The 21001-nt window shown below is 50.8% G+C and carries 17 protein-coding genes; 9 read left to right on the forward strand and 8 right to left on the reverse strand.

Going from position 1 to position 21001, the window contains the following annotated elements; translation table 11 throughout:
• The first annotated feature begins 52 nt into the window (after window positions 1-52).
• Window positions 53-730 carry a hypothetical protein gene (locus ACN0YN_RS10995; protein WP_417385061.1) on the forward strand — a complete coding sequence of 226 codons (678 nt, stop codon included), beginning with the start codon at window positions 53-55 and terminating at the stop codon, window positions 728-730.
• 28 nt (window positions 731-758) lie between these two features.
• A complete protein-coding gene (locus ACN0YN_RS11000; RefSeq protein ID WP_417385062.1) occupies window positions 759-1697 on the forward strand; it encodes an alpha/beta hydrolase in 939 nt (312 codons plus the stop codon).
• Window positions 1698-1718: 21 nt separating this feature from the next.
• Here ACN0YN_RS11000 and ACN0YN_RS11005 read toward each other — a convergent pair whose 3' ends face one another.
• Together ACN0YN_RS11005 and sppA are read right to left on the reverse strand one after the other, a co-directional pair.
• On the reverse strand, window positions 1719-2549 hold the full coding sequence (locus ACN0YN_RS11005) for a tetratricopeptide repeat protein (protein WP_417385063.1): 831 nt from the start codon (window positions 2547-2549) through the stop codon (window positions 1719-1721).
• A gap of 44 nt (window positions 2550-2593) precedes the next feature.
• Window positions 2594-3625 carry a signal peptide peptidase SppA gene (gene sppA, locus ACN0YN_RS11010; RefSeq protein WP_417385064.1) on the reverse strand — a complete coding sequence of 344 codons (1032 nt, stop codon included), beginning with the start codon at window positions 3623-3625 and terminating at the stop codon, window positions 2594-2596.
• Window positions 3626-4198: 573 nt separating this feature from the next.
• Between sppA and ACN0YN_RS11015 the strand changes: the two genes are divergently transcribed.
• Entirely contained in the window at window positions 4199-6040 is a 1842-nt protein-coding gene (locus ACN0YN_RS11015) for a hypothetical protein (protein ID WP_417385065.1), read from the forward strand.
• Between the two features lie 573 nt (window positions 6041-6613).
• On the opposite strand, the gene ACN0YN_RS11020 is transcribed toward ACN0YN_RS11015, so the two are convergent.
• Window positions 6614-7132 carry a hypothetical protein gene (locus ACN0YN_RS11020; RefSeq protein ID WP_417385066.1) on the reverse strand — a complete coding sequence of 173 codons (519 nt, stop codon included), beginning with the start codon at window positions 7130-7132 and terminating at the stop codon, window positions 6614-6616.
• A gap of 544 nt (window positions 7133-7676) precedes the next feature.
• Here ACN0YN_RS11020 and ACN0YN_RS11025 point away from each other — a divergent pair.
• A complete protein-coding gene (locus ACN0YN_RS11025; RefSeq protein WP_417385067.1) occupies window positions 7677-8696 on the forward strand; it encodes an IS110 family transposase in 1020 nt (339 codons plus the stop codon).
• Between the two features lie 391 nt (window positions 8697-9087).
• On the opposite strand, the gene ACN0YN_RS11030 is transcribed toward ACN0YN_RS11025, so the two are convergent.
• Together ACN0YN_RS11030 and ACN0YN_RS11035 are read right to left on the reverse strand one after the other, a co-directional pair.
• Window positions 9088-9750, reverse strand: coding sequence for a DUF6348 family protein (locus tag ACN0YN_RS11030; RefSeq protein ID WP_417385068.1), 663 nt, complete (start codon window positions 9748-9750; stop codon window positions 9088-9090).
• A 226-nt stretch (window positions 9751-9976) separates the two neighbouring features.
• Window positions 9977-12331 carry a redoxin domain-containing protein gene (locus tag ACN0YN_RS11035; RefSeq protein ID WP_417385069.1) on the reverse strand — a complete coding sequence of 785 codons (2355 nt, stop codon included), beginning with the start codon at window positions 12329-12331 and terminating at the stop codon, window positions 9977-9979.
• A gap of 211 nt (window positions 12332-12542) precedes the next feature.
• Here ACN0YN_RS11035 and ACN0YN_RS11040 point away from each other — a divergent pair, with 211 nt between their 5' ends.
• Window positions 12543-12812, forward strand: a complete 270-nt coding sequence (locus ACN0YN_RS11040; RefSeq protein ID WP_417385070.1) for a MoaD/ThiS family protein — start codon at window positions 12543-12545, stop codon at window positions 12810-12812.
• 53 nt (window positions 12813-12865) lie between these two features.
• Window positions 12866-13981 (forward strand): WD40/YVTN/BNR-like repeat-containing protein, encoded by a 1116-nt coding sequence (locus ACN0YN_RS11045; RefSeq protein WP_417385071.1) that lies wholly within the window; start codon window positions 12866-12868, stop codon window positions 13979-13981.
• A gap of 30 nt (window positions 13982-14011) precedes the next feature.
• Here the strand turns inward: ACN0YN_RS11045 and ACN0YN_RS11050 are convergent, their stop codons facing one another.
• Window positions 14012-14794: an SGNH/GDSL hydrolase family protein gene (locus ACN0YN_RS11050; protein WP_417385072.1), complete on the reverse strand. Its 783-nt coding sequence runs from the start codon at window positions 14792-14794 to the stop codon at window positions 14012-14014.
• Window positions 14795-15036: 242 nt separating this feature from the next.
• Between ACN0YN_RS11050 and ACN0YN_RS11055 the strand changes: the two genes are divergently transcribed.
• Entirely contained in the window at window positions 15037-16599 is a 1563-nt protein-coding gene (locus ACN0YN_RS11055) for an alkaline phosphatase D family protein (RefSeq protein ID WP_417385073.1), read from the forward strand.
• A gap of 9 nt (window positions 16600-16608) precedes the next feature.
• Here ACN0YN_RS11055 and ACN0YN_RS11060 read toward each other — a convergent pair whose 3' ends face one another.
• Window positions 16609-17391 (reverse strand): 3-keto-disaccharide hydrolase, encoded by a 783-nt coding sequence (locus ACN0YN_RS11060; protein ID WP_417385074.1) that lies wholly within the window; start codon window positions 17389-17391, stop codon window positions 16609-16611.
• 602 nt (window positions 17392-17993) lie between these two features.
• Between ACN0YN_RS11060 and ACN0YN_RS11065 the strand changes: the two genes are divergently transcribed.
• Window positions 17994-19004: a DUF1559 domain-containing protein gene (locus ACN0YN_RS11065; protein ID WP_417385075.1), complete on the forward strand. Its 1011-nt coding sequence runs from the start codon at window positions 17994-17996 to the stop codon at window positions 19002-19004.
• A gap of 117 nt (window positions 19005-19121) precedes the next feature.
• On the forward strand, window positions 19122-19538 hold the full coding sequence (locus tag ACN0YN_RS11070) for a hypothetical protein (protein ID WP_417385076.1): 417 nt from the start codon (window positions 19122-19124) through the stop codon (window positions 19536-19538).
• Between the two features lie 71 nt (window positions 19539-19609).
• On the opposite strand, the gene ACN0YN_RS11075 is transcribed toward ACN0YN_RS11070, so the two are convergent.
• Window positions 19610-20998 (reverse strand): glutamate decarboxylase, encoded by a 1389-nt coding sequence (locus ACN0YN_RS11075; RefSeq protein ID WP_417385077.1) that lies wholly within the window; start codon window positions 20996-20998, stop codon window positions 19610-19612.
• Window positions 20999-21001 lie beyond the last annotated feature (3 nt).

The following is a 21001-nucleotide window of genomic DNA, read 5'->3' on the forward strand; positions in this document are numbered from 1 at the left end:
CGTCTTCTGAGAAATGAAAACCGTCGTAGAAATCCTGATTGGAGACCTGAATATGAATTGTCGACTTCTGCTCCCCCTGATCTGCTGTCTGCTTTCGTTTTCTGTTGCTTTTGCCGAGGAGGAAAAGACAGAGAAGAAGGAATTCACTCCGGTCGATCTTTCCGGAAAATATACACAGACCATGCAGAAGAAATTAGCCGAGTACGACAATCCGAGCCTGCCGCCCGGCACATATAATTTTGGCGATGTCGAGTTTGAACTTGGCAAAGGCATTATTCAACTGGGGAGTCTCTACAAAGACGAATGTCCTGACAAAGTTACAAAAATTGAAGTCAATCATAAACTGAAAGCACTGCATATCATTCAAGGTACCGCCTTTGGAGGCGGTCCCAATGTTCTCGGCACCAGGACTCATGTAGAGGATGGTACCCGGGTGGGAGAATATGTGATCCACTATGACGACAAGAGTAAAGCAGAAATCCCCATCGTTTACGGCAAAGATGTACGCGACTGGTGGTTCCGCAAAGATGAAAAGGAACCTTCTGATAGCAAGGTCGTCTGGGAAAACGACAACAAAGCCGCCGGCCGATATAAGTGCCGGGTACGACTCTATATGACGACCTGGAAAAATCCCCACCCGGATAAGAAAGTAGTCAGCATCGATTATAACGGACGCAAAACCGAAACCGCCGCGGCCCCCTTCTGTATGGCCATCAGTTACGAAAAATAATGCGTCTTTCTAAAAACGAGATTTGATCATGCAACGTCTGCGCTCTCAACTGAAATCAGTCTTACCAGTCACGATCGCCATTTTGCTGCTCGTGGTTTGCAGCACCGGGTCGGCACAAAATCAGAAGCCGAAGAAAAAACAGCCGCCGTTCCAGTGGGTGAATGAACTCAAGCTGAAAATCCCGGGAGTACAACATGCGACGTTTCACAGTCCTTCCATGAACGTGGATGTCGGCTACTGTATCTATCTGCCTCCCCAGTACACCGCCGCAGGAAACGAACAGAAGCGTTTTCCGGTAGTCTATTATCTGCACGGCGGTCGACCCGGCAGTGAAACCAAAAGTGTGCGACTGGCGCAGCAGATGCATGAGCATATTTCTAAAGGTGAAGTGGCACCGATGATCTATGTCTTTGTTAACGGCGGACCAGTCAGTCATTACAATATGGCCGACCGAAAAAATGCGATGGGGGAAGATGTCTTTGTGAAAGAACTGATTCCGCACATCGACGCCACTTATCGCACCATAGCAGATCGGAAAGGCCGGGGCATCGAAGGCTTTTCCCAGGGAGGTCGAGGCACAACCCGGATCATGTTCAAATATCCGCAGCTCTTCTGCTCAGCGGCCCCCGGTGGTGCCGGGCATTCGACGGAAAAACGAATCTCGGAAGAGAACGGTCAGGAAAGACCCGGGCTGGTCTTTGCCAAGGGAGACAACACCTACGATCTGGCGCGGAAGTACGCCGGTCATCCGGAACCGGAACTCCCGATCCTGATTCATGTCGGTACGAAAGGATTTAACTATCAGAACAATCTTGAGTATATGGATTTTTTGAAGTCACTGAAGATTCCTTTCGAAAAACTGATCGTTCCCGGCGTCCCTCACAGTGCAGTCCAGATCTATGAAAAAGACGGTTTGAAAATCATGCAGTTCCATGCAGAGAATTTTCGTAAAGCCAGTCAGCAGTGAAGCAGCAGTATCCGTTTCGCGTTATGCATTCGGAAGTTTTTTCAGCATCCTTTTCGCTTTACTTTTCCAGCGTACAAATTTGCGGGCGATTCCCCGGGGACTGCCATTGATATCCAGCAGCATCGACTGCAGTGTTTTTCGGGCGGTCTGATAGTCTCCTGCGTCTGCCTCCAGACTCGCCAGCATGTACAACGCCTCCGGTTGACGCCAGCGTTTAGTATGAATTGCCAACTGCTCCCGTGCCTTCTCTGGTGTATCCAGTTCGCAGATTGTTTTGCAGTACATCAGTGAAACATCGCCAAACTTATATTCTGAATCAATGGCGAGGACTTTCTGGCAGAGCGACTGCGCTTCCTGAAAGTCCTTGAACTTCATTTTCATTTGCGCCGCTCCCCACAACGCCTGCAGGTTGTCGGGTTCTTTGGCTAACGCCTGCTGGTAAGCTGCCAGACTTTTGTGAAAGACGCCGGCATCTTTCAAAGCATCCCCCCAGCGCACAAACTGGTAGGCATTACCAATCTGCATTGCCGCGGTTTCCAGTTCGTTTAAACGACGTTGGCGCAGAAGAGGTCGGGCAAATTCCGGCAGTTGAAACTGGTTCGTCGGCAGCCAGCGGAGGAAGAAATAGATCGCTGCACCAAAAGGCTGAAAGACCAGGATCACCCAGAACCACAGAAACCGGTCCGGATCTTTCCTGAGACAATCAACGAGCATCCAGATCCAGAACAGCAGATACAGGAATGCAAACCCGCTCTCCAGAAATGACCAGAGCGGCGAAGGACCCTCATACAGTGTCGGGTCATTCAGGAACGGGTCCGGGGGAGCTGAAACAGGTTCTTGTTGTGCAAACATATATTTTTGAATTTCTGATAGATCTTAATAGATTCAGATATTGCTTACTGTAAACCAGGCATTTCTCCCAGCCAGGATGCAAAATACATGGCGCGGGGAACCGTGGAATCCAATAACGCCTGCTTGCGATTCTCCGCCTGACTGGCTTCCGCTGATCCCAGCAGGATATCTGCCAGTGTAACAGGATGTCGATATCTTATCACACGTACATTCTTGAGATTTGCAATTTCCTGTAATCGGGCCAGCGCATCTTCCTGGTAGCCGATCTCATCAATCAACCCGTTCTCCTTGGCATCCGTCGCCGGATAAATCTGACCGGTGGCCAGTTTCTTTACCTGTTCATAATCAAGATCTTTACGGTTTTCGGTGATGATATTTAAAAACCGCTGGTACGATTCATCCAGAATATGGTCCCAGATATCCCGTTCCCGTTTGGTCATCTCGCGAAACGGATTCAAGGCATCTTTAAACTCTCCTGTCTTCAACGGGTCAGACACCACACCTACCTTCTCCGCCAGTTCACTTAAATCAAAGCGGGGAATGATCACCCCCAGCGAACCGGTCCAGGTGGTCGGCTCTGCAAAGATCACACCTTTTTCACCGGCCCCCATGGCGACATAATAACCGCCGGAAGCGGCCATCCGTTTCATCGAAACCACAATCGGTTTCTTCTTACGTAACTCGACCAGGCGATGGTAAATCTGATGACTGTCCGCAACCAGCCCCCCGGGACTGTCAATCTCCAGCAGAATTCCTTTCACACGATCGTCTTCCGCTGCTGCTTTGATCGATTCCAGAATCCGCTCGGTAAACGGGGGCATGATCGTACCCGTAATCGAGATGATCGCGATCTTATCGGAAGCAAACTGATCGCCGGTCTCAAACTGCTCGGTCGGGCCGCCGGCGATGGTGAAGTATTCCTGATACCAGGCATAAAAACCCAGATTAAACAGCACGGAAATCATCAACAGCACGACCAGACTACGTGTCATCCAACGTCTTGCCGGCGGTGCGGGGGAACTGCTTTTTGTCACTTTTTCTCCGGATGTCTCTGCTGATGCCTTTTCTTCCTGCATCGCTGTAACTCCTTTTAAATCCGCCGTTTCGAATCCAGAAACCGCTCACACAATAAGGTGAATTGTTGAACTGACCGCCCAGAAAACAGTCTGATGATAAATGTAAAGATAGCAAAATTACAGCCGATAGCGACCCTGCGATGAGATTGTCGATAAAAACGGTCATTCGGGTCGTCACAAAGATCCCGCCAGAATCTAGTTCTACAATCGACATAGGCATCAAAACCGGAGCAGATTAACGACGATAGAATTCCCAGCAGGGCTAGTCTGCATGATTGTGTCGATTATGCGGAACCAACCAGTTGAAAGCAATATACCGATTAATGAACTCTCATTGATTCGAGAAATCATTCACTCGGAAACTTTTTTTGAGTGCTGTCGAAAAAATCTTTCATCAGTATTCAAGACTCAGGAACCAGGAGATTTCAGGAGATGATAGCAGGAACTCGCTTCTCCGCTCGCGTTATCTTATTTAGCGCAATTTCTGGCTTAGTGCTTACGAATTTGAATTTCCTTTCTGCGGAGGACACTTCCGTTGAGATTAATTCAAAACCACGTTCAAGTACCAAGGCAGTGCGGAACCCGCAAAGTACATTACAGAATGCCATTCAACGTGAAATGAATTCAGCACGTCGCAATACCACACTGCCTCGTGTTCGTTTTGCTCAGGCAGAACAGCAGCCTGCAGTAATTCAGCAGACTGGTTTCACGCTGAACCCCAAAGCACTCTTTCAGAAAAAGAGCAGCGAACCGGAACAGAAACGTCAGATCATTGTAAACAGCGGTGCTCAAACCGCTGCACCTCAATATAAAACTGCTGTTCCACTGCCCGAAGCCAAACCGGGACAGAGTGAAATTCAGCGTCAGCTGGAAGCATTGTACCGCCGCGATGGCCGTCAGATGCCTCCGATGTCGATGGATGCTCTCCCCAAAACAGCAGGCAATGCCGGCAGCGGACGGGGTACGGTCAGCAAGTCTCCTGCTCCTCAGCAGCAGACACCAGCTGCCACAGCACAAACCGCACCTGCTCCACAGAATGCGGCTCCTCAGACGGCAGCACCTCAGAATGCGGCACCACGCAATGTAATCGTGGCACCACAGCAAAACGTGGCGCAGGATTCGGAAGACAAGAAAAAATGGTACGAAATGTTCCTGCCAGCCAAAACGAAGAAATCTCCGAAAAAGCTGCCTAAAGCAAATCAGATTGCGAAGAAGGCCCCCGTCGATGCTTCGGAAACAGAAACAGTACAGCAACCCGCCACACCTGAGTTGCCTCCTGCTCCTGCTCCAGAGAACCAGTCGATCGTAACAGGTCCGGAACAACCCGCGGCCGCTCCCGAGTCCGTCGTCAAAACCATGTCTCCTGAAGGAGAAGAACTGGACGAAGACGATCTCGAAGAACTGCGGGAAGAAGCGGAAGAACGCCTGGAAGAACAGCGGATCGCTGCAGAGAAACTGGCGAAAAAAGCAGCCGAAGAAATGCCGGTGATCGTAGAACAATCGCCTGAAGCCGGAGCTGCCAAAGTGGTCATCAATCCGGAAGACGATTTCAATAACCTTTTTCCTGAAATGTCGGAAGAAGAAGCCGACGGTATGAAAAAACCGAAGGTCGCAGAGAAAGCTGCCGGCAGCACTCCTTTCAGTGGACTTGTCCTCGAAGAAGAAGGTCTGAAGAAGTCTGCTGAAAAACCGGCTGAACCTGCAACACCAGCCCAGGAAAAAGCTCCTCAGGTTGCTCAGGAAAAACCGGCGAAAGAATTCAATCCGTTCGAACCACAGCCACAGCCTCAACCCACCGAGGAAAAAGTGGCTAAGGAAGAGAACCCGTTTGAAGTCCCCGTCGCCAAAACGGCAGAGAAAGCAGAAATGCCTGCTGCTAAAGTTGCGGAGACCGAAAAGCCGGCTGCTCAGCCTGAAGCAAAGATTGTCGAGAATACACCTGAAAAACCAGTCGAAGACAATCCTTTCAAACCACAACCAGAACAGAAACTGGACACGCCGGCTCCTGCACCAAAGAAACAGGTCGCCGCAAGTGAGCACGACAGTTCGATTGATCAGAAACTGGCTCTGATTGCCAGCCGGGGAAATATCAAAGGTCTGAAAGGCTTCTGCCCGGTCGCACTGCGAGACAGTCGACTGCTGGTCGACGCTCGACCCGAATTCAGTTCTTCCTACAAATCGATGAACTATCAGTTTGCCTCACTGGAAAACAAATTGAAGTTTGACCGCGAGCCTGCCAAATACGCACCGGCTGCTGGCGGAAGTGATATCGTGCTGCTGGTTGACAAACAGGATGACCAGGAAGGGACTCTGGACTTCGCATCCTGGTACAAAGGTCGTCTGTACCTGTTCAGCAACAAAACGAATATGAGCGTATTCATGAAAACTCCTGCTCTCTATGTAGGTGTTGAATAACTAAGTGAGCTTTGTTCCTGCTGCTCCTGGTAAGCTCCCGATGATCTTTATGATGATCGGGAGCTTTCTTTATTGCCTGAACAGCAGCCCCCTGCTCCGATGAAACACTGAAAAGATTCGACTTGACTCCCCCTCGCTGCCCACCAGAATAAGCGTCTAAGTGAGTCGCGCGCGTGACCAGTTTACAGTGCACTGAAACACGAGCCAGTTGTTCCAGCTCTTCACTGCATTCAGGCCTGTTTTTTCCAGATTTGCACTGCCTGAAACCACACCCGTTCGTGATGTCACCCTGCGGGTCGCCACACCATCGACAAGATTCAGCCCGGCACCGTCTCGACATCGCAATTGCTCGCCCCGGTATCACCCTGTATCGCCACAAGGTTCGAAAAAATCCCTTGCTTCCCATACGCCACTCCCTAAGATAACCCTCGCACAAAAAAACAAACCCGATTTCCCAAACCCCCGACATCACGCCCCCCCTTTCGTATCATTTCATATTTTTCGTGGTAGTTTAATTCCAGTGGCAAGGAGTCAATGTTGCTGATGAAACAGACTGGATATCCAGGAGATCGTTCATGACGGATCTAATTCCTGATTTAATTCAGACAATGCTGAATTGTTGGCGTACTCTAAAACTTTATGCATCGCCTCAGTCAGACAGGGTTTTACTTTCTGCATCCAGGGAGGTCTAATCTGCAGCACGTGATAACAAAACACGTCCAAATCTTTAAAACACTCATCATTAACCAGATCTTCCGCAGCGTTCAGAACAGCTTGCTCATCAAGACTAAAGAGCGCTGACAGTGCTGACTGATAAACGGGCCAGTTCATATCCAGTAGAAGTTCAATTAATTGACGGGCACAGATATCAGCTAGAGGAGAACCAATCCTCTCAATGAGGCCAACAATGTGACAGTCATACTTGGTAAGCTGCAGCTTATGAATGGATTCGATTGTCTCCCGGGGATGTTGTACGAGCCATTCCTCAGCAGCCAGCAGTTGCCTCTCTCTCGCGTCCGCAGGATTGAAAGCAGCAACCTGTTCTCTAAGTAAATTGATCTTCTCTGAAATTTCTACTTCAAACCGGTTCATGACAGTTCACTCGTATGATGAATATTGCAAATCAGAACAACCCAGGAAATTTTGTGTAGAACTATAATACTACCGGTTCACCAACTCTGCACCATTCACTTTCCTTTCATGTCATTTCATATTTTTCGTGGTAGAACTATCTAATTCCCGGGTGCCACAGTCGGCTTGTCCGACTGTGCCCAAGCTATCTACTAACAGATTCTACCCGATCTCCCCCACCCCCAAGCAGATAAACATCCCGCACCACTAAACTGAGACAGTGTAAAATCCACAGTAAAACGAACCCCATTAGCCGCAGAGCGTTAGCTCCGGTTATGCCCCGAACTGCAAAACCGCAACGAACCTCAAACAGGTGAAATAAAAAGAAAAGGTAGCCCCCGAATGTAATCCTCAAATTTGTTTTTTCTACCACGAAAAACACGAAAGGACACGAAAGCAAAAGCGGGTGAAACTATGAAAGAAGGTCGAGCCGGTGGTGGTATTCTTTAACGCGTGGTAAACATAGTTTATTGAACCTTGTTTCCACAAAAGAAAGGAGCCACTCATGTTTTACGCCGGCATCGACCTTCACAAACAGAGTATCACAGTTTGCGTCGTAGATAAACATCTTAATGTTCAGATACGGAAACGTCTGATGTGTGCGAACGAGTCTGCCATCATTGCATTTTTCACAGAGCTGGGGCTCTTTCGTGCTGTTGTCGAAGCGACAGCCAGCCACGAATGGTTCGTAAAACTCATTGAATCCCTGGCTGAGAAAGTCGTTCTGGCTCACCCCGGCAAGCTACGGATCATTGCTGAATCCACACGGAAAAGTGACCGTCTTGACGCTCAGATTCTGGCCGAGTTTCTGGCACTGGACATCATTCCCACTTCTTACCGGGCAACGCCCAGGCAGCGTGATCATCGCAGCCTGGTTCGCCAGCGCAACACCATTCAACGCTGGATCACCTCGGTCAAAAACCGAATCCGTCGTATCATGAGTAATTACAATGCAGATCGGCAGGATCTGTTCAGCAAGGCCGGTCAGGAGTTTGTCAGCACATACTCCCTTTCAGCGGCAGACCGCTTCTCCATGGACCAGCTGATTGCGGAATGGAATTTCTTTCGCCAGCAGTTACAGGCAGCCAATCAGGCCCTGAAAGTTTTTGCCAGTGCAGCTCCCATTCGTGAGCAACACCAGCGGGAACTGCTCCAGAGTATCCCGGGAGTTGGCTTTGTGACCACCGAAGTCGTGTTGTCGGAGATTGCGGACATCGATCGTTTCGACTCACAGAAGCAGGTCGTGGCCTATGCTGGCCTGGCACCAGGACAACGGGAAAGTGCCGGGAAGAGTAAAGAACTGCACATCGAGAAGTCTGGTTCCCGGCATTTGCGCTGGGCTCTTGTGGAAGCAGCTTGGCAACTGGTTCGCCGGGTCCCACGTTGGAAAACGATCTATGAGAGATTGAAAAAACGTTTGAAAGCTAAAAAAGCAATCGTGGCAATCGCCCGACGTCTGCTGGGAATGATGGTGGCAATCATGAAATCAGGCGAACCGTTCTCAGTAACACACCAGCCTGCCTGAAGCAGGCTGTTAAATAATTCAGATTGAACTACATGAAAACAGAGACAACATCAATCGGAAACGTGTGAACGACCCCGATCGGGCTTATGAAGGCGAGGAAATTTCTTCGACCTTCGCCAGGGTGAATGGGGCGTTCTTCGTATACCAGTTTAATGGCGACGATCTGAAACAGCGATCGATCCCGAATAGATGATTGAGCGTACCGCTTGATTCAGTCTCAGAAAGGTACCCATGCGCGAAGAATAAAACCACTTGACAAGATGCTCTTCATAGATAAGCCCGAATGTAATTCGGGCCGAGCGCAGCGAGCAGGAGGTTACAGCTCACGCGTTCCATTCACAACAAAGTCTTCCAGGAAACGTCCGACCGGTCACTCGGTTACATTTTCTGGTTATGTCGATTCATTGGGGGTCAGTACCCAGAACATGCGCTGGCTGTAGAAGTAGTCTGTGACTGCCCATGAAGCAGCAGCGAGTTGTTCCCGGGCTACTGCAGAAGGCTGGTTGTCAAGCAGCACTTCGACGATGTGATTCGTGTTGGGCATGTTTGCATAGAACAGGCGGCCCCAGTGAACACATCGATCAGGCTGCAGGCCAGGAATGACCTGATCGAAAATCGGCATCAGGTCATTGGGGGGCGGGACATCCACGCCGTTAGCGGCTTTGCGGACTATGTTGCCCAGGTGCAGAGTCCACAGCTTGCCGTCGAATTTGTGCTGTTCCACGATTACCTGCGAGTCATCAACGATACCCCAGAATGCGCTGAGAAGTACATGCAACGTGCCGGTACAGAAGTTTTGCAGAGACGAACGGAACGCAGTGCTCGGGTCTTCGCCGAAATCGGAAAACGATTCCACAATCACACGATCGTGCGACAAGGCAAGCTCCACGTCCATTCGCAGCTTATAACCGCCATTGACGAACTGCGGGTCATCCGTTGTCGCGCGACACGCGGGATAGGAGCCGTCCGAAGTGAGCCACCCGTCGGGGTTGCGCGTTGTTTCTACGCCATGGTCAGTGAGTATCTGCTGGAGCGTTGCTGTTACGTCAGGCATACGGTCTTTCCGGCATCACTTGGTGATCTCGTAACGATGTAAAATGAAAATACTTCGAGCGTAGATGGCAGTCCAACTCAAGACTGGAACAGAGAGGTCTCAAATCTATTAAGCGAATTGCATTCGGGACCAACCGTTTTTTCTACCACGAAATTCTCGAAAACATACGAAAACAAAAAGTGAGTAGCCCCGAATGACATACGTGACGATTCGAGGGGCACTCTATTTAATTCTCCGAAACTGCACCGACGACTTCTTTGTTACCTGTATTTGGCAGTAAGCGTTGTGCTTCCTGCAGGACGAATTTGGGATCCATGAACGGTTCGTAGCTGATGTCCTGCCAGACCACGTTGCCTTTACCATCGATGATGAAGGTTCCATGCAGAGGCTGTTTTTCAAAATCGTCGTAGACGTGGAATGACTTGAACACGTCCAGTTTGTCATTGGAAAACAGCGGGATGGGCAGGTCCCCTTTGTCGTAATTTTTGATCGATGTTTTCAAACCTTCCTGATTGTCCGTGCTGATGGCCATCAAAGGGAAGCCGGCCTGCTCGAATTCCTGAACCATGGGAGCGAACGCCTGCAGTTGCTCGGCACAATGCAGACAGCTGAAACCCAGGTAGAAAATCAGCACGTGTGGCTTGCCGCGAAATTCGTCGGAGCGGCGCACTTTGCCGGTGGCGTCTTTCAGTTCCCAGGTGGGAGCCGGGGAGGGTTTCCAGCGGAAAGGACCCAGTGAATTCAGATCGGGACGGTCACCTACATCGGTGGCGACTGTCTTTTCAATCCGCCAGTCCGGTTTGAATTTCAGTTCCGCAGCGATCGGCGCCAGTCTGGTGAAGAGGGGCATGTCGAGGTCGATGGAGGCGGAGATCTTCTGCAGCTTTTCGAATTCTTTTTTCGCTGCGTCTTTGTCACCAGCTTCCCAGAGCAGTTCCACGAGTGTCGCCTGAGGGTGAACTTCATTTTTATGAGAGCCGATCAGCTTGCGTAACGCTTTCTCTGCTTTTTTCCGGTCGCCTGATTTCCATTGCAGGGCGAGCAGATAAACTTCATCCGCGCCCCCCGCTTTCTTCAGCAGTTCATAACCCGCTTTCAGATCACCCTGCGCGATCGCCTGGTGGGCTTCTAATGCTTTGATGTTCTGTTCCAGTTTGCGGACACGTGAGATGTACGGTTTCGCTGCTGTGTTTTTTGCATTATCAATGATCGAGGCACGACTTTCGTCAGGTCTCAGTGCGACCAGTGGTTCTGCGGTCAGGCTGGATTTTGCTTTGGTTACCGCTTTTTCAACTGACTGTTTACGTTCTGTAGTGACATCATCCAGTCGTTTTTTCAACTGGGCCAGCTGGGCATCACCCTGCTTGATGTTTTTTGTCTGGTAACAGGCGAGCCCCAGATACCGCAGGCGATTAATCTGTTCTTCTTCCTCGTCGGTCGGTTCTAAATAGGGGGTCTGACTCAAGGCGATCAGTTCGTCCCACAGTTCGTACGTCCGCAGCACCTGCAGCAGTCGCATCCGACCGTATTTCGCGCTACCCCGTTTTTTGAAGTTATTGTACTTGGGATGCTGAGGCAGCTCGGTCATGTTTTTGGCGAGTGCGAGGGCATCGTGGACGCGGCCGATGAAGATCAGGTTGCGGATCAGCCATTCGTTGTTGTGTGCATAATTGTGGATCTGGTCAGGCATGACAGCGTCGCGCATCATGTGTGCGTGATCGACGCGGGCCGAGGCTTCCTGCTGCCAGACGGCATCTTCATAGCGGTTCAATCGCGAATAAATATGGCCGGGCATATGCCACATGTGGGCGATGCCGGGCGAAGTCTGACCGCAGCTTGCCGCGGACGTCAGTGCCTGTTCCGGTTTGCGGTGATCCCACAGATGAATGCGGTAATGGTGGGCCGGGTGCATCGGGTTCTTCGCGAAGATGTCCTGCAGCAGTGCTTCGGCAGCGATATAGCTTGTGCTGGCAGAGCGTGTGTTATACAGGTGGACCGCCAGAAAGGCTTTGGCTTCCAGGTCATCCGGATATTCGATAATCAGATCTTCCAGCGCTTTGGTGTAAGCTTCATCCCGTTCTTTCGATTTTTTCTTATCGGCGTTGATATAGGCTGCCAGCGCTTTGATGTACTGCTTCTCGCGGGGGCTGGCTTTGTCGAGCCGTTTGTTAGCCTCTTCGATGAAGCCTTTGGCCCGTTTTTCATTTTTCAGATTGCACATTGCCGCACCCCAGAAGGCCATCGCACAGTCGGGGTCCAGGTTCGCGGCGTGCCTGAAGGATCGTTCGGCTTCCAGATACCAGAAACCGTGCAGCTGTCCCAGAGCCTGGTCGAGAAATTTCTGGGCGGCAGGATTCTTCACCGTGACATCAAAGTGCACATTACCAGTCCCCCCCATCAGGTAGGCCTGGCGGCGGGGACCTTCGTTAAAAACTTCCCCATGATAAGAGTGACCAGCCAGGATATCCTCGGCCGGTTTGTCGGCACTGTGTGCCTTTGTAAGCGGCAGACAGACCAGGCAGGCAGTCACAAACAGAAGAGCAGGGCTTCTACGGATAGTCTTGGTGAGGAAGTTGTTCATGTGAGTCAACTTTTATGAGAGTGAGGATTGTGAATCATCTTCTGGAGAATAATTCAATGTAGAACATGCCATTTTACCGGTGAGACTAGGCGAATGTCGATGGTTTCGAGTATTTTCAGGCCGTAATTTCAAAAACCCCGATCGACTGTTTTCGATCGCAAAATTGATTTTGATTGCCTCTGAAATTTGTACAGTGTAGGATATCACGGTTATGGCCCGCGTTGTATTTACTGCCAATCTGGAACGTCATCTCAGTTGTCCGGAAGAAACTGTTGCCGGCACAACGGTACGGGAAGCATTGGACGCCGTATTTGAAACTCAGCAGCGGCTCCGCGGTTACATTCTCGATGATCAGAGTCGCCTGCGTCAGCATATGGTAATCTTTGTGGATGGTCAGACGATTGTGGACCGGGTCAATTTAAGTGATTCCATCTCACCCGACAGTGAGATTTATGTGATGCAGGCACTTTCAGGCGGTTAACTGTTTTTCCCTTCGTTCAATTTCTGTCATCACCATTTCTAAAGGCATTCGCGATGAGTTCTCAGGTTCAGATTGGTACCCGTAAAGGTCTGTTTCAACTCGAACGCAATCCCGCTGGCTGGAAAATCAAACGCCACGATTTTCCGGGGGAAAATGTTTCGATGCTTCTGCATGACACGCGGGATAACACTACCTATGTGGCATTGAATCACGGTCATTTCGGCGTCAAACTACACCGTAGTACGGATGCGGGTGAGAACTGGGAAGAATGTGCGGTGCCCGTTTACCCGGAAGGGGCCAAAAAAGCGGGTGATCCTTTTACAGAAAATGCCGAACCCAAGCCGGCGAGTCTGAGCGAAATCTGGTCACTCGAACCGGGGGGCGTCGATCAGCCCTATCGTCTCTGGTGTGGAACGATTCCCGGCGGACTGTTTCGTTCGGATGATCGCGGCTCCAGCTGGCAGCTGGTGGATTCGTTATGGGATCTGCCCGAACGGATGAAATGGTTTGGCGGCGGCAAGGATGATCCGGGCATTCATTCCATCTGCGTGCATCCTCAGAACAGTCAGAATGTTGCGATCGCGATTTCCTGTGGTGGAGTGTGGATTACCGAAGATGACGGTGCCAGCTGGACCTGCAAGGCAGACGGGTTGCGGGCGGAATATATGCCTCCAGACCTCGCGCATGATCCCAATATTCAGGATGCACATCGCATGGTGCAGTCCCCTACGCAGCCGGACCATTTCTGGATTCAGCATCATAACGGCGTGTTTAAAACGACCGACGGCGCGGAGTCCTGGCAGGAAGTGACCGGGATTCAGCCTTCCGTGTTCGGCTTTGCGGTTGCCGTCCATCCGCAGCGACCGGAAACGGCCTGGTTTGCACCCGGCGTGAAAGACGAGTGCCGCATCCCCGTCGACGGGAAATTTGTAATCGCCCGCACGACCGATGGCGGCGTTACTTCCGAAGTCCTCTCGAACGGATTACCGGGCGAGCACAGCTACGACATTGTCTATCGACATGCATTGGACATTGATGAAACCGGCGACTGTCTGGCCGTCGGTTCGACCACTGGCAACTTCTGGATCACCGAAGACGGAGGCGACCACTGGCAGACGATCTCCACCAGCCTGCCTCCCATTCATTGTGTCCGGTTTGTGAAGAGTTAGCGGAAGTCGCTCTTCGCAAAATCAGTCTGGCTAATCCCGTTTCTTCAGTTCCTGTTCGATGACGCGGGCGGATTCTTTCCCTTGCGCTGTCGCACCTTCCGCATTGAAATGTACGTTGCCCGGTTTGGTCCACCATTCTTTGTGATGTGGTTTGGTGAATGCATACAGGTCGTTGACGCCGATCTCCGGGTACTCTTTCAGGACTTTCAGAGCGACCTCGTTGTACTTTGCAGCATCACCGGCGATGCGGCCTGCTTCTCCTTCGGGGACCGGGGTGGTGGTTACAAAAATCAGTTTTGCTTTGGGAGCCAGCTCTTTCAGATAGGCGATAATGGCGCGCAGGTTCTTTTCGTAGTCTGCTGTGGAAGTCACCTGCTTGCCTTTGACGCGATCCAGTTTTTTGCCGTTCATGTATTTCAGATCGTGCAGGCCGACGTTGAAGTGAATCACATCCCAGTCGAAGTCCCAGTGGCCGGCAAGTTTGGGATTGCGCATCGTGTCGTGCATGGTTTTCATTTTGGTGATGACCGAGGATGAATCTCCTCCATTGCAGTACAGACGATAGACGTTGGCTTTGCCTTTGAGGGCTTCGCGAGTGGCATCGGTATAAGCGATGGAAATTGAATCGCCGTAGAGAAAGACATTGGGCAGTTTGGGGTCGTTCTCTACAAACTGAAAAGTGGGGCGACTGTTGAACCGGGGGGAACGAACCAGCTTTTTCCAGGCATCAGACGCCTGTTCCTCGGCAACAACTGCAGATGAGAATACAAGCAGGCAGACGGAGAACAGGACAGGCACTTTGATCGATTTCATGATGCGTCTTCTTTTATCAATAGATTATCGGCAGGAACAGTGAGAATGTCAGGCGGTGACCTCTGTTCTATTCTGATGAGATCACGATCAGAACAGCAAGTTTGATTACTGCGGAATTCTTAAAAAAACCGGCATCTCAGGAATACCGTAAATCGCCGCTTTTTTTGTTGGGACTCGTCATCTGAATCAATAGAATGGGAACCGGAAACACATTGAAGTCCGTTATTCAAAGGAGTGCTCGCATGAGAATTTTCTGCCTCTGCTGTTTATTGTTTGTGTTCGGCTGTGAAAAACCAAAGCCGGAAGTCGCAGCATCTGTCTTGAAACAGGGGGATTCAACATCAGTTCTCGGTGAAGGCGAAAAGGCACTCCCACAGGCGGGGATGGGCATCATGACTGGAGAGGTCACTTCTGATACGGCTCTGGTACAGGTGCGCCTGACCAGGACGGATCAGCTGGTCGATCGCGATGTACCAGGGATGCCGGGAGTCGTCATCTTTACGCTCAGCCCTTACGCGAACGAAAAGACGGCATCGAAACACGTTGATACCCAGGTCGTCAAGGCTGTAGCCGAGCATGACTTTATCGCCCGGGCTGCTTTCAACGGGCTCATGGCTGATACCGAATATGAGTGTAAAACCCGGATCGGCGAGACAGAAGAGCAACTGCACGATGGTCCGACGGCCCGATTCAAAACGCTGCCCGGAGCCAGTAAAACGACGCCCGTCGATTTTGTGGTGGTGACCGGAATGAATTACGCCAAGTTTCACGGTGATGATCGAATCGATAAAAAACAGCATCTTGAAGAAAACAACACAAAGCTTCCACAGCCTTATTCCGGTCCGGATAAGCATCTGGGCTATCCGGCTCTGGAGACGATACTCAAACTGGAACCAGACTTCTTTGTCGGCACTGGTGATAACGTATATTACGACACACCCGACAAACCCCGCGCGGAAACGATCCCAGAAATGCGACGGAAATGGCATGAACAGTTTGTGCAGCCCCGCTATCGCGATCTGTTTGCAGCCGTGCCCACCTACTGGGAAATTGACGATCACGATTACCGGATTGATGACGGCGATAACACAGGCGATCATCATCCCACCCCGGCAGAAGGTCGTGCGATGATGCTGGAACAGTTGCCCGTGGCACCCATGCTGGATACTGAAGCGAAGACGTATCGTACGCATCGGCTGAATAAAGACCTGCAGATCTGGCTGCCGGAAAATCGGATGTATCGCAGTCCGAATGCCATGAAAGACGGGCCCGGGAAATCGATCTGGGGAGCAGAGCAGAAAGCGTGGCTGAAGAAAACGCTCAAGGAAAGTAATGCGACGTTCAAGGTGCTCGTTTCGCCGACCCCGATGATCGGCCCCGACGATCTGCGCAAGACCGACAATCACTGTGACATCGGCGGATTCCGCCATGAACGGGACGAGTTCTTCAACTGGCTTAAAGAGAACGGGCTGGATCAGCAGAACTTTTTCATTGTCTGTGGTGATCGTCACTGGCAGTATCATGCCATCGATCCGAGCGGCTTCGAAGAATTTTCGAGCGGCGCACTTGTTGATGCGAATTCGCGTCTGGGCCGCAAAGCGGGGGACCCGAAATCGACAGACCCCAAGGGGCTGATCAAACAGCCTTATCTGCAGGACCCGCGTTCCGGCGGCTTTCTGCTGGTGAGAATCACACCGAAGAAAGATAAGGACCCCGCGACCCTCTCGTTTCTGTTCCACGATGAAAAAGGAAAGCTGCTCTACCAGCACGACATCCCTGCGGGTGGAGGGAAGTCGGCTGATTAATGAGAGCGGCTATTCTTTAAAATCGGTATCGGCTGTTTTCAGATCAAGGGGTTCAATCCAGATGTTTCGATACCGGACATCGTGCCCTTCGCACTGCAGTTTAATCCCTCCTGGAGTGTCGGTAATGCCGAAGCCGTTATCATTGCCTCCATCCAGGCCGGAGTTCGCGCCACCCCAGACTTTGTTGATAGTGACGTTTTCGTGGACTTTTTTCCCGTTGAAGTACATTGAAACTAATGGCTTCTCGACAAGTTTGCCGTCTTTAAAGCGGGCTGCGCGAAATGTGATGTCGTAGGCGTTCCATTTTCCTGTGCCATTATAAGCATGGTAGGGTGATTCGGTTTCGTTGATGACGGCTCCCATCCCATGCTTGGTTTTGTCGCCATCGAGCACCTGGATTTCGTAACGGTTCTGTAGATAGACGCCGCTATTACCCCCCGGTTTGGAAACCAGAAATTCCACATGCAGACGGAAGTCGCGGAATTTCTTTTTTGTCACGATGTCGGCGGTTCCGTATTTACCACCTGCTGCAGCCGGGTCATCTGACATGACGACCGTTCCTGCCTCGATGGGATCGTCCACTACTTTCCATTTGATCGGCAGGGAGGAACTGAAGCGGGGGCCTTCCCAGTAAGTCCATTTCTGATCCAGCATTTCCCGGCTGCCGTCCAGCAGGATTTCAGCATCCGTGGGAGCTTTGGCACCAAGACCCACTTCTGCCCGTACACTCGGACAGGAAGGCAGGAAGAAGAATAAAGAACACAGAGCCGTAAGGTATCCGGGATAGCGCATGGTGATTCCTCGTCTAACAGGGGTAGGTCAAAACTGTATTATGAGGTTATCTTAAGGGGAGTACAATTATTGAAGCAAATTTCCAGATGTCAGATGAGCAGGATTAATTTAAGTGGCATGTGCTCTATTACTGTGCAACCCGGGATGCAGGTGCCTGCAGCGTGTCAGGCACCTGCATCGAATTTTTTAAAAAAACGATGCGTCGAACGCAAATATCGGTGAAAGATGATGCGAAATGAGTATCAACGCTAAGTCGAAATAATTCGCCTCTTTTTGGCTGGTGAAAAAAAGGGCACAGGGAAAAATTGAATTTCAAAACGGAGTTCGTCCCCCATTTTTCCCTGTTTTTCAGAATCAAGGGAGCGTTCCACCATGTGGAATTGGCATGATATTCGCTTAGTTGATATGTCAGCTAATTGATTTGGCAGCAGGGGCTGCATAATCGACAGCACTGGTTTAATTATCGATTGTAAAAGCTTGAGAGTCGACGTTATTTGAGATGAATCTGGTTCCTTCCAGATTACCTGCCCTCATTCATAACTTCTTCCCTCTGAAGAAACGAGCTCTCTGATTCTCCATTTTATTCTTGAAGGACAAAGTCCATGTTAAGCAGGCACAAATTACGTATACGTGGTTTCACGTTGATTGAATTACTGGTCGTGATTGCGATTATTGCGATCCTGATCGCGTTGTTACTTCCGGCGGTGCAGCAGGCACGCGAAGCAGCACGCCGCAGTACCTGTAAAAATCAACTGAAACAGATTGGCCTGGCGCTGCATAACTATCACGATAATTATCTGCGGTTTCCCATCGGAGAACAGGCAGGTTACATCCGTCCGAACTGGCGTGCACCGATTCTGCCGTTCCTGGATCAGGCACCTGCTTACAACCAGATGAACTTTAATATCAGCACGACTGTGGGTGGTTTTATGTCAGAGAACAGCGGTGGTTCCTATGGTTATGGGACCGGTGCCGGGACCAACGAAGTCTTAAAAACATTACGGGTTCCCGTGTATAACTGTCCGTCCAGTCCATTTTCCAATACTTCCAACGACAATGGTATGAATAACTACAACCAGGGTCAGACGATGGACTACGTCGGGATTGCCGGAGCCACTCCCGCGCCGGGCAGCAGTTCCGGTTCCTGCTCGGTTACCGGAGCAGGTTATGGGAACGGCACCTATTGTAACAACGGACTGCTGGCTCCCAATGACAGTTTCCGAATCCGTGACGTCAAGGACGGAACTTCCAATACGATGATCGTGGCAGAGCAGTCAGGCCAGGTGAACGGGAAAGACTGTCGTTCCAATTACTATGGCGGCTGGAGCGGAATTGGAACGGCTTCCAAAATGCCGTCTCTGGGTTCCGGTTCGAACTGGGGTTCAGGAACAACCACGGTGATGTACTCCATTAACAGCTTCTGGACCTCCGGCGCACCGACGGAAGCCAGTGCACCCTATGGTGCCAATACTGTTCTGAACTCATTCCATACCGGCGGAACGCATGTGCTGCTGACCGATGGGGCCGTCCGCTTTGTCTCTGAAAATATTGACTTCAGCACCCTGGCTAATCTGGCATCGAAAAATGACGGTAATGTACTGGGCGAGTTTTAATCTGAAATCAGCATTGCTGAATTGAAGAAAAAAAGCACAGACTCTGCTCATCAGACCAGCGGGGTCTGTGCTCTGTTTTTGTATTCTGAATCTGTTCTCTACTGGAATTACTCTGAAATGGTTACGCAAACAAGAATCAAGCGATCTCTATTGTTCTTACTTCTCTGCAGTGGCAGTGTGTCTCTGGCTGGTTGCGGAGGAGGCAGTGAAGAACAAAAGCAACGCGCCGACATTACCGTCACGGTGACTCATGCTGGTGCACCTGTTACCGAAGCAGAGCTCCGGTTGATGATGGATGGTCAAGGCGAAGGTGCGATGGGCGCACTGAACGAAGCAGGGCAGACGGAACTCTCTGATGTCGTGCTCGGCAGTTATACCGTGACGGTGACCCCGCCGGAGGGGACTCCCGATAATCCGGCTCCCAAAAAAGACTACCCCAATATCCCGCAGAAATACCGCAGTATGAAAGATACGCCACTCAAAGCAGATGTCAAAGCAGGTTCGAACGAATTAACGTTCGACCTCAAAGACTAAAGCTGCTTTTTAGCTTGGTAAACTCCTGACGCTGACTATCAGGGTGATACTTTCGAAATCCCGGACACAGGTCAGTGGTGAAATCCACTCCCTTTTGTCTGGGGAGTGTGCTGGGGGTGAGAGGCGAAATAGTCAATCGCGTGCTGCAGATCACCCAACAGCATCTCTGCCATATCGCGCGTGAAACCTTCTTTGCAGACACAGCGTAATACGGCAAGATCGTCACGGTTTTTGGGGAAAGTATAAGCGGGAACCAGCCAGCCACGTTCACGTACTTTATTGGAAATATCGAACACGCTGAAATTCGCAGTCTCATTCGTGGTAAACGCGAACACGGGAATGTCACTCCCGTCCGAGATCAGATCGAAGGGACCCAGCTTCGCAATACCTGCGGACAAATGCAGGGCGACATCCTGTGATGTCTGGTGAATTTCACGATAGCCCTCGTGACCCAGCCGCAGGAAATTATAGTATTGCGCGACAACCTGGTTTCCGGGGCGGGAAAAATTCAATGCAAAGTTAGGCAGGTCTCCCCCCAGATAATTACAGTGAAAAATCAGTTCTTCCGGCAGTTCCGCTTTCTCACGCCAGATGATCCAGCCGACACCGGGATAGACCAGTCCGAATTTATGCCCGGAGGTATTGATCGATTTCACCAGCGGCAAACGGAAATCCCATTCCAGATCCGGTTGCAGAAACGGTGCGACAAATCCGCCCGAAGCAGCGTCCACATGAATCGGGACTTCCCAGCCGGTTTCAGAATTGAGCTTGAGCAGCGCGTCGTTGACTTCTTTGACATTTTCATAACGACCATCAAACGTACTCCCCATGATCACGACGACGCCAATCGTATTTTCGTCAACGAGTTTTAATGCTTCTTCCGCGGTCAGGCAGTAGCGGTCTCCTTCCATTGGTACAAAACGTGGTTCGATTTCCCAGTAACGACAGAATTTTTCCCAGCAGACCTGCACGTTGATGCCCATCACCATGTTCGGTTTATCCGCGGGCTTCCCAGCAGCTTCTCTGCGTTTCCGCCAGTTCCATTTGAGGGCCATCCCGCCCAGCATCGCTGCTTCGCTGGAACCAATGGTCGAACAACCCACGGCGTTTTCTTCTGCGGGTGAATTCCAGAGCTTCGAAAGCATGTTGGTGCAGCGCAGTTCAATCTCAGCAGTCTGCGGGTATTCATCCTTGTCGATCATGTTCTTATCGAACGTTTCTGACATCAGCTGCCGGGCTTCATCTTCCATCCACGTGGTGACGAAGGTTGCCAGGTTCAATCGCGAGTTGCCATCCAGAATCAGTTCATCACGGATCAGGTTATAAGCCACCTTGGGAGGCAGACCTTCGCCCGGCATTTCGTATTTGGGAACAGGTTCCTGAATGAAGCGTCCCCCATAGGCGGGGGTGATAAAGGATTCGGGGTCAGATGGATGCAGATTTTTCTGGCCGTGCAGCATGAA

The organism is Gimesia sp., assembly GCF_048260065.1.
Taxonomy (GTDB): domain Bacteria; phylum Planctomycetota; class Planctomycetia; order Planctomycetales; family Planctomycetaceae; genus Gimesia.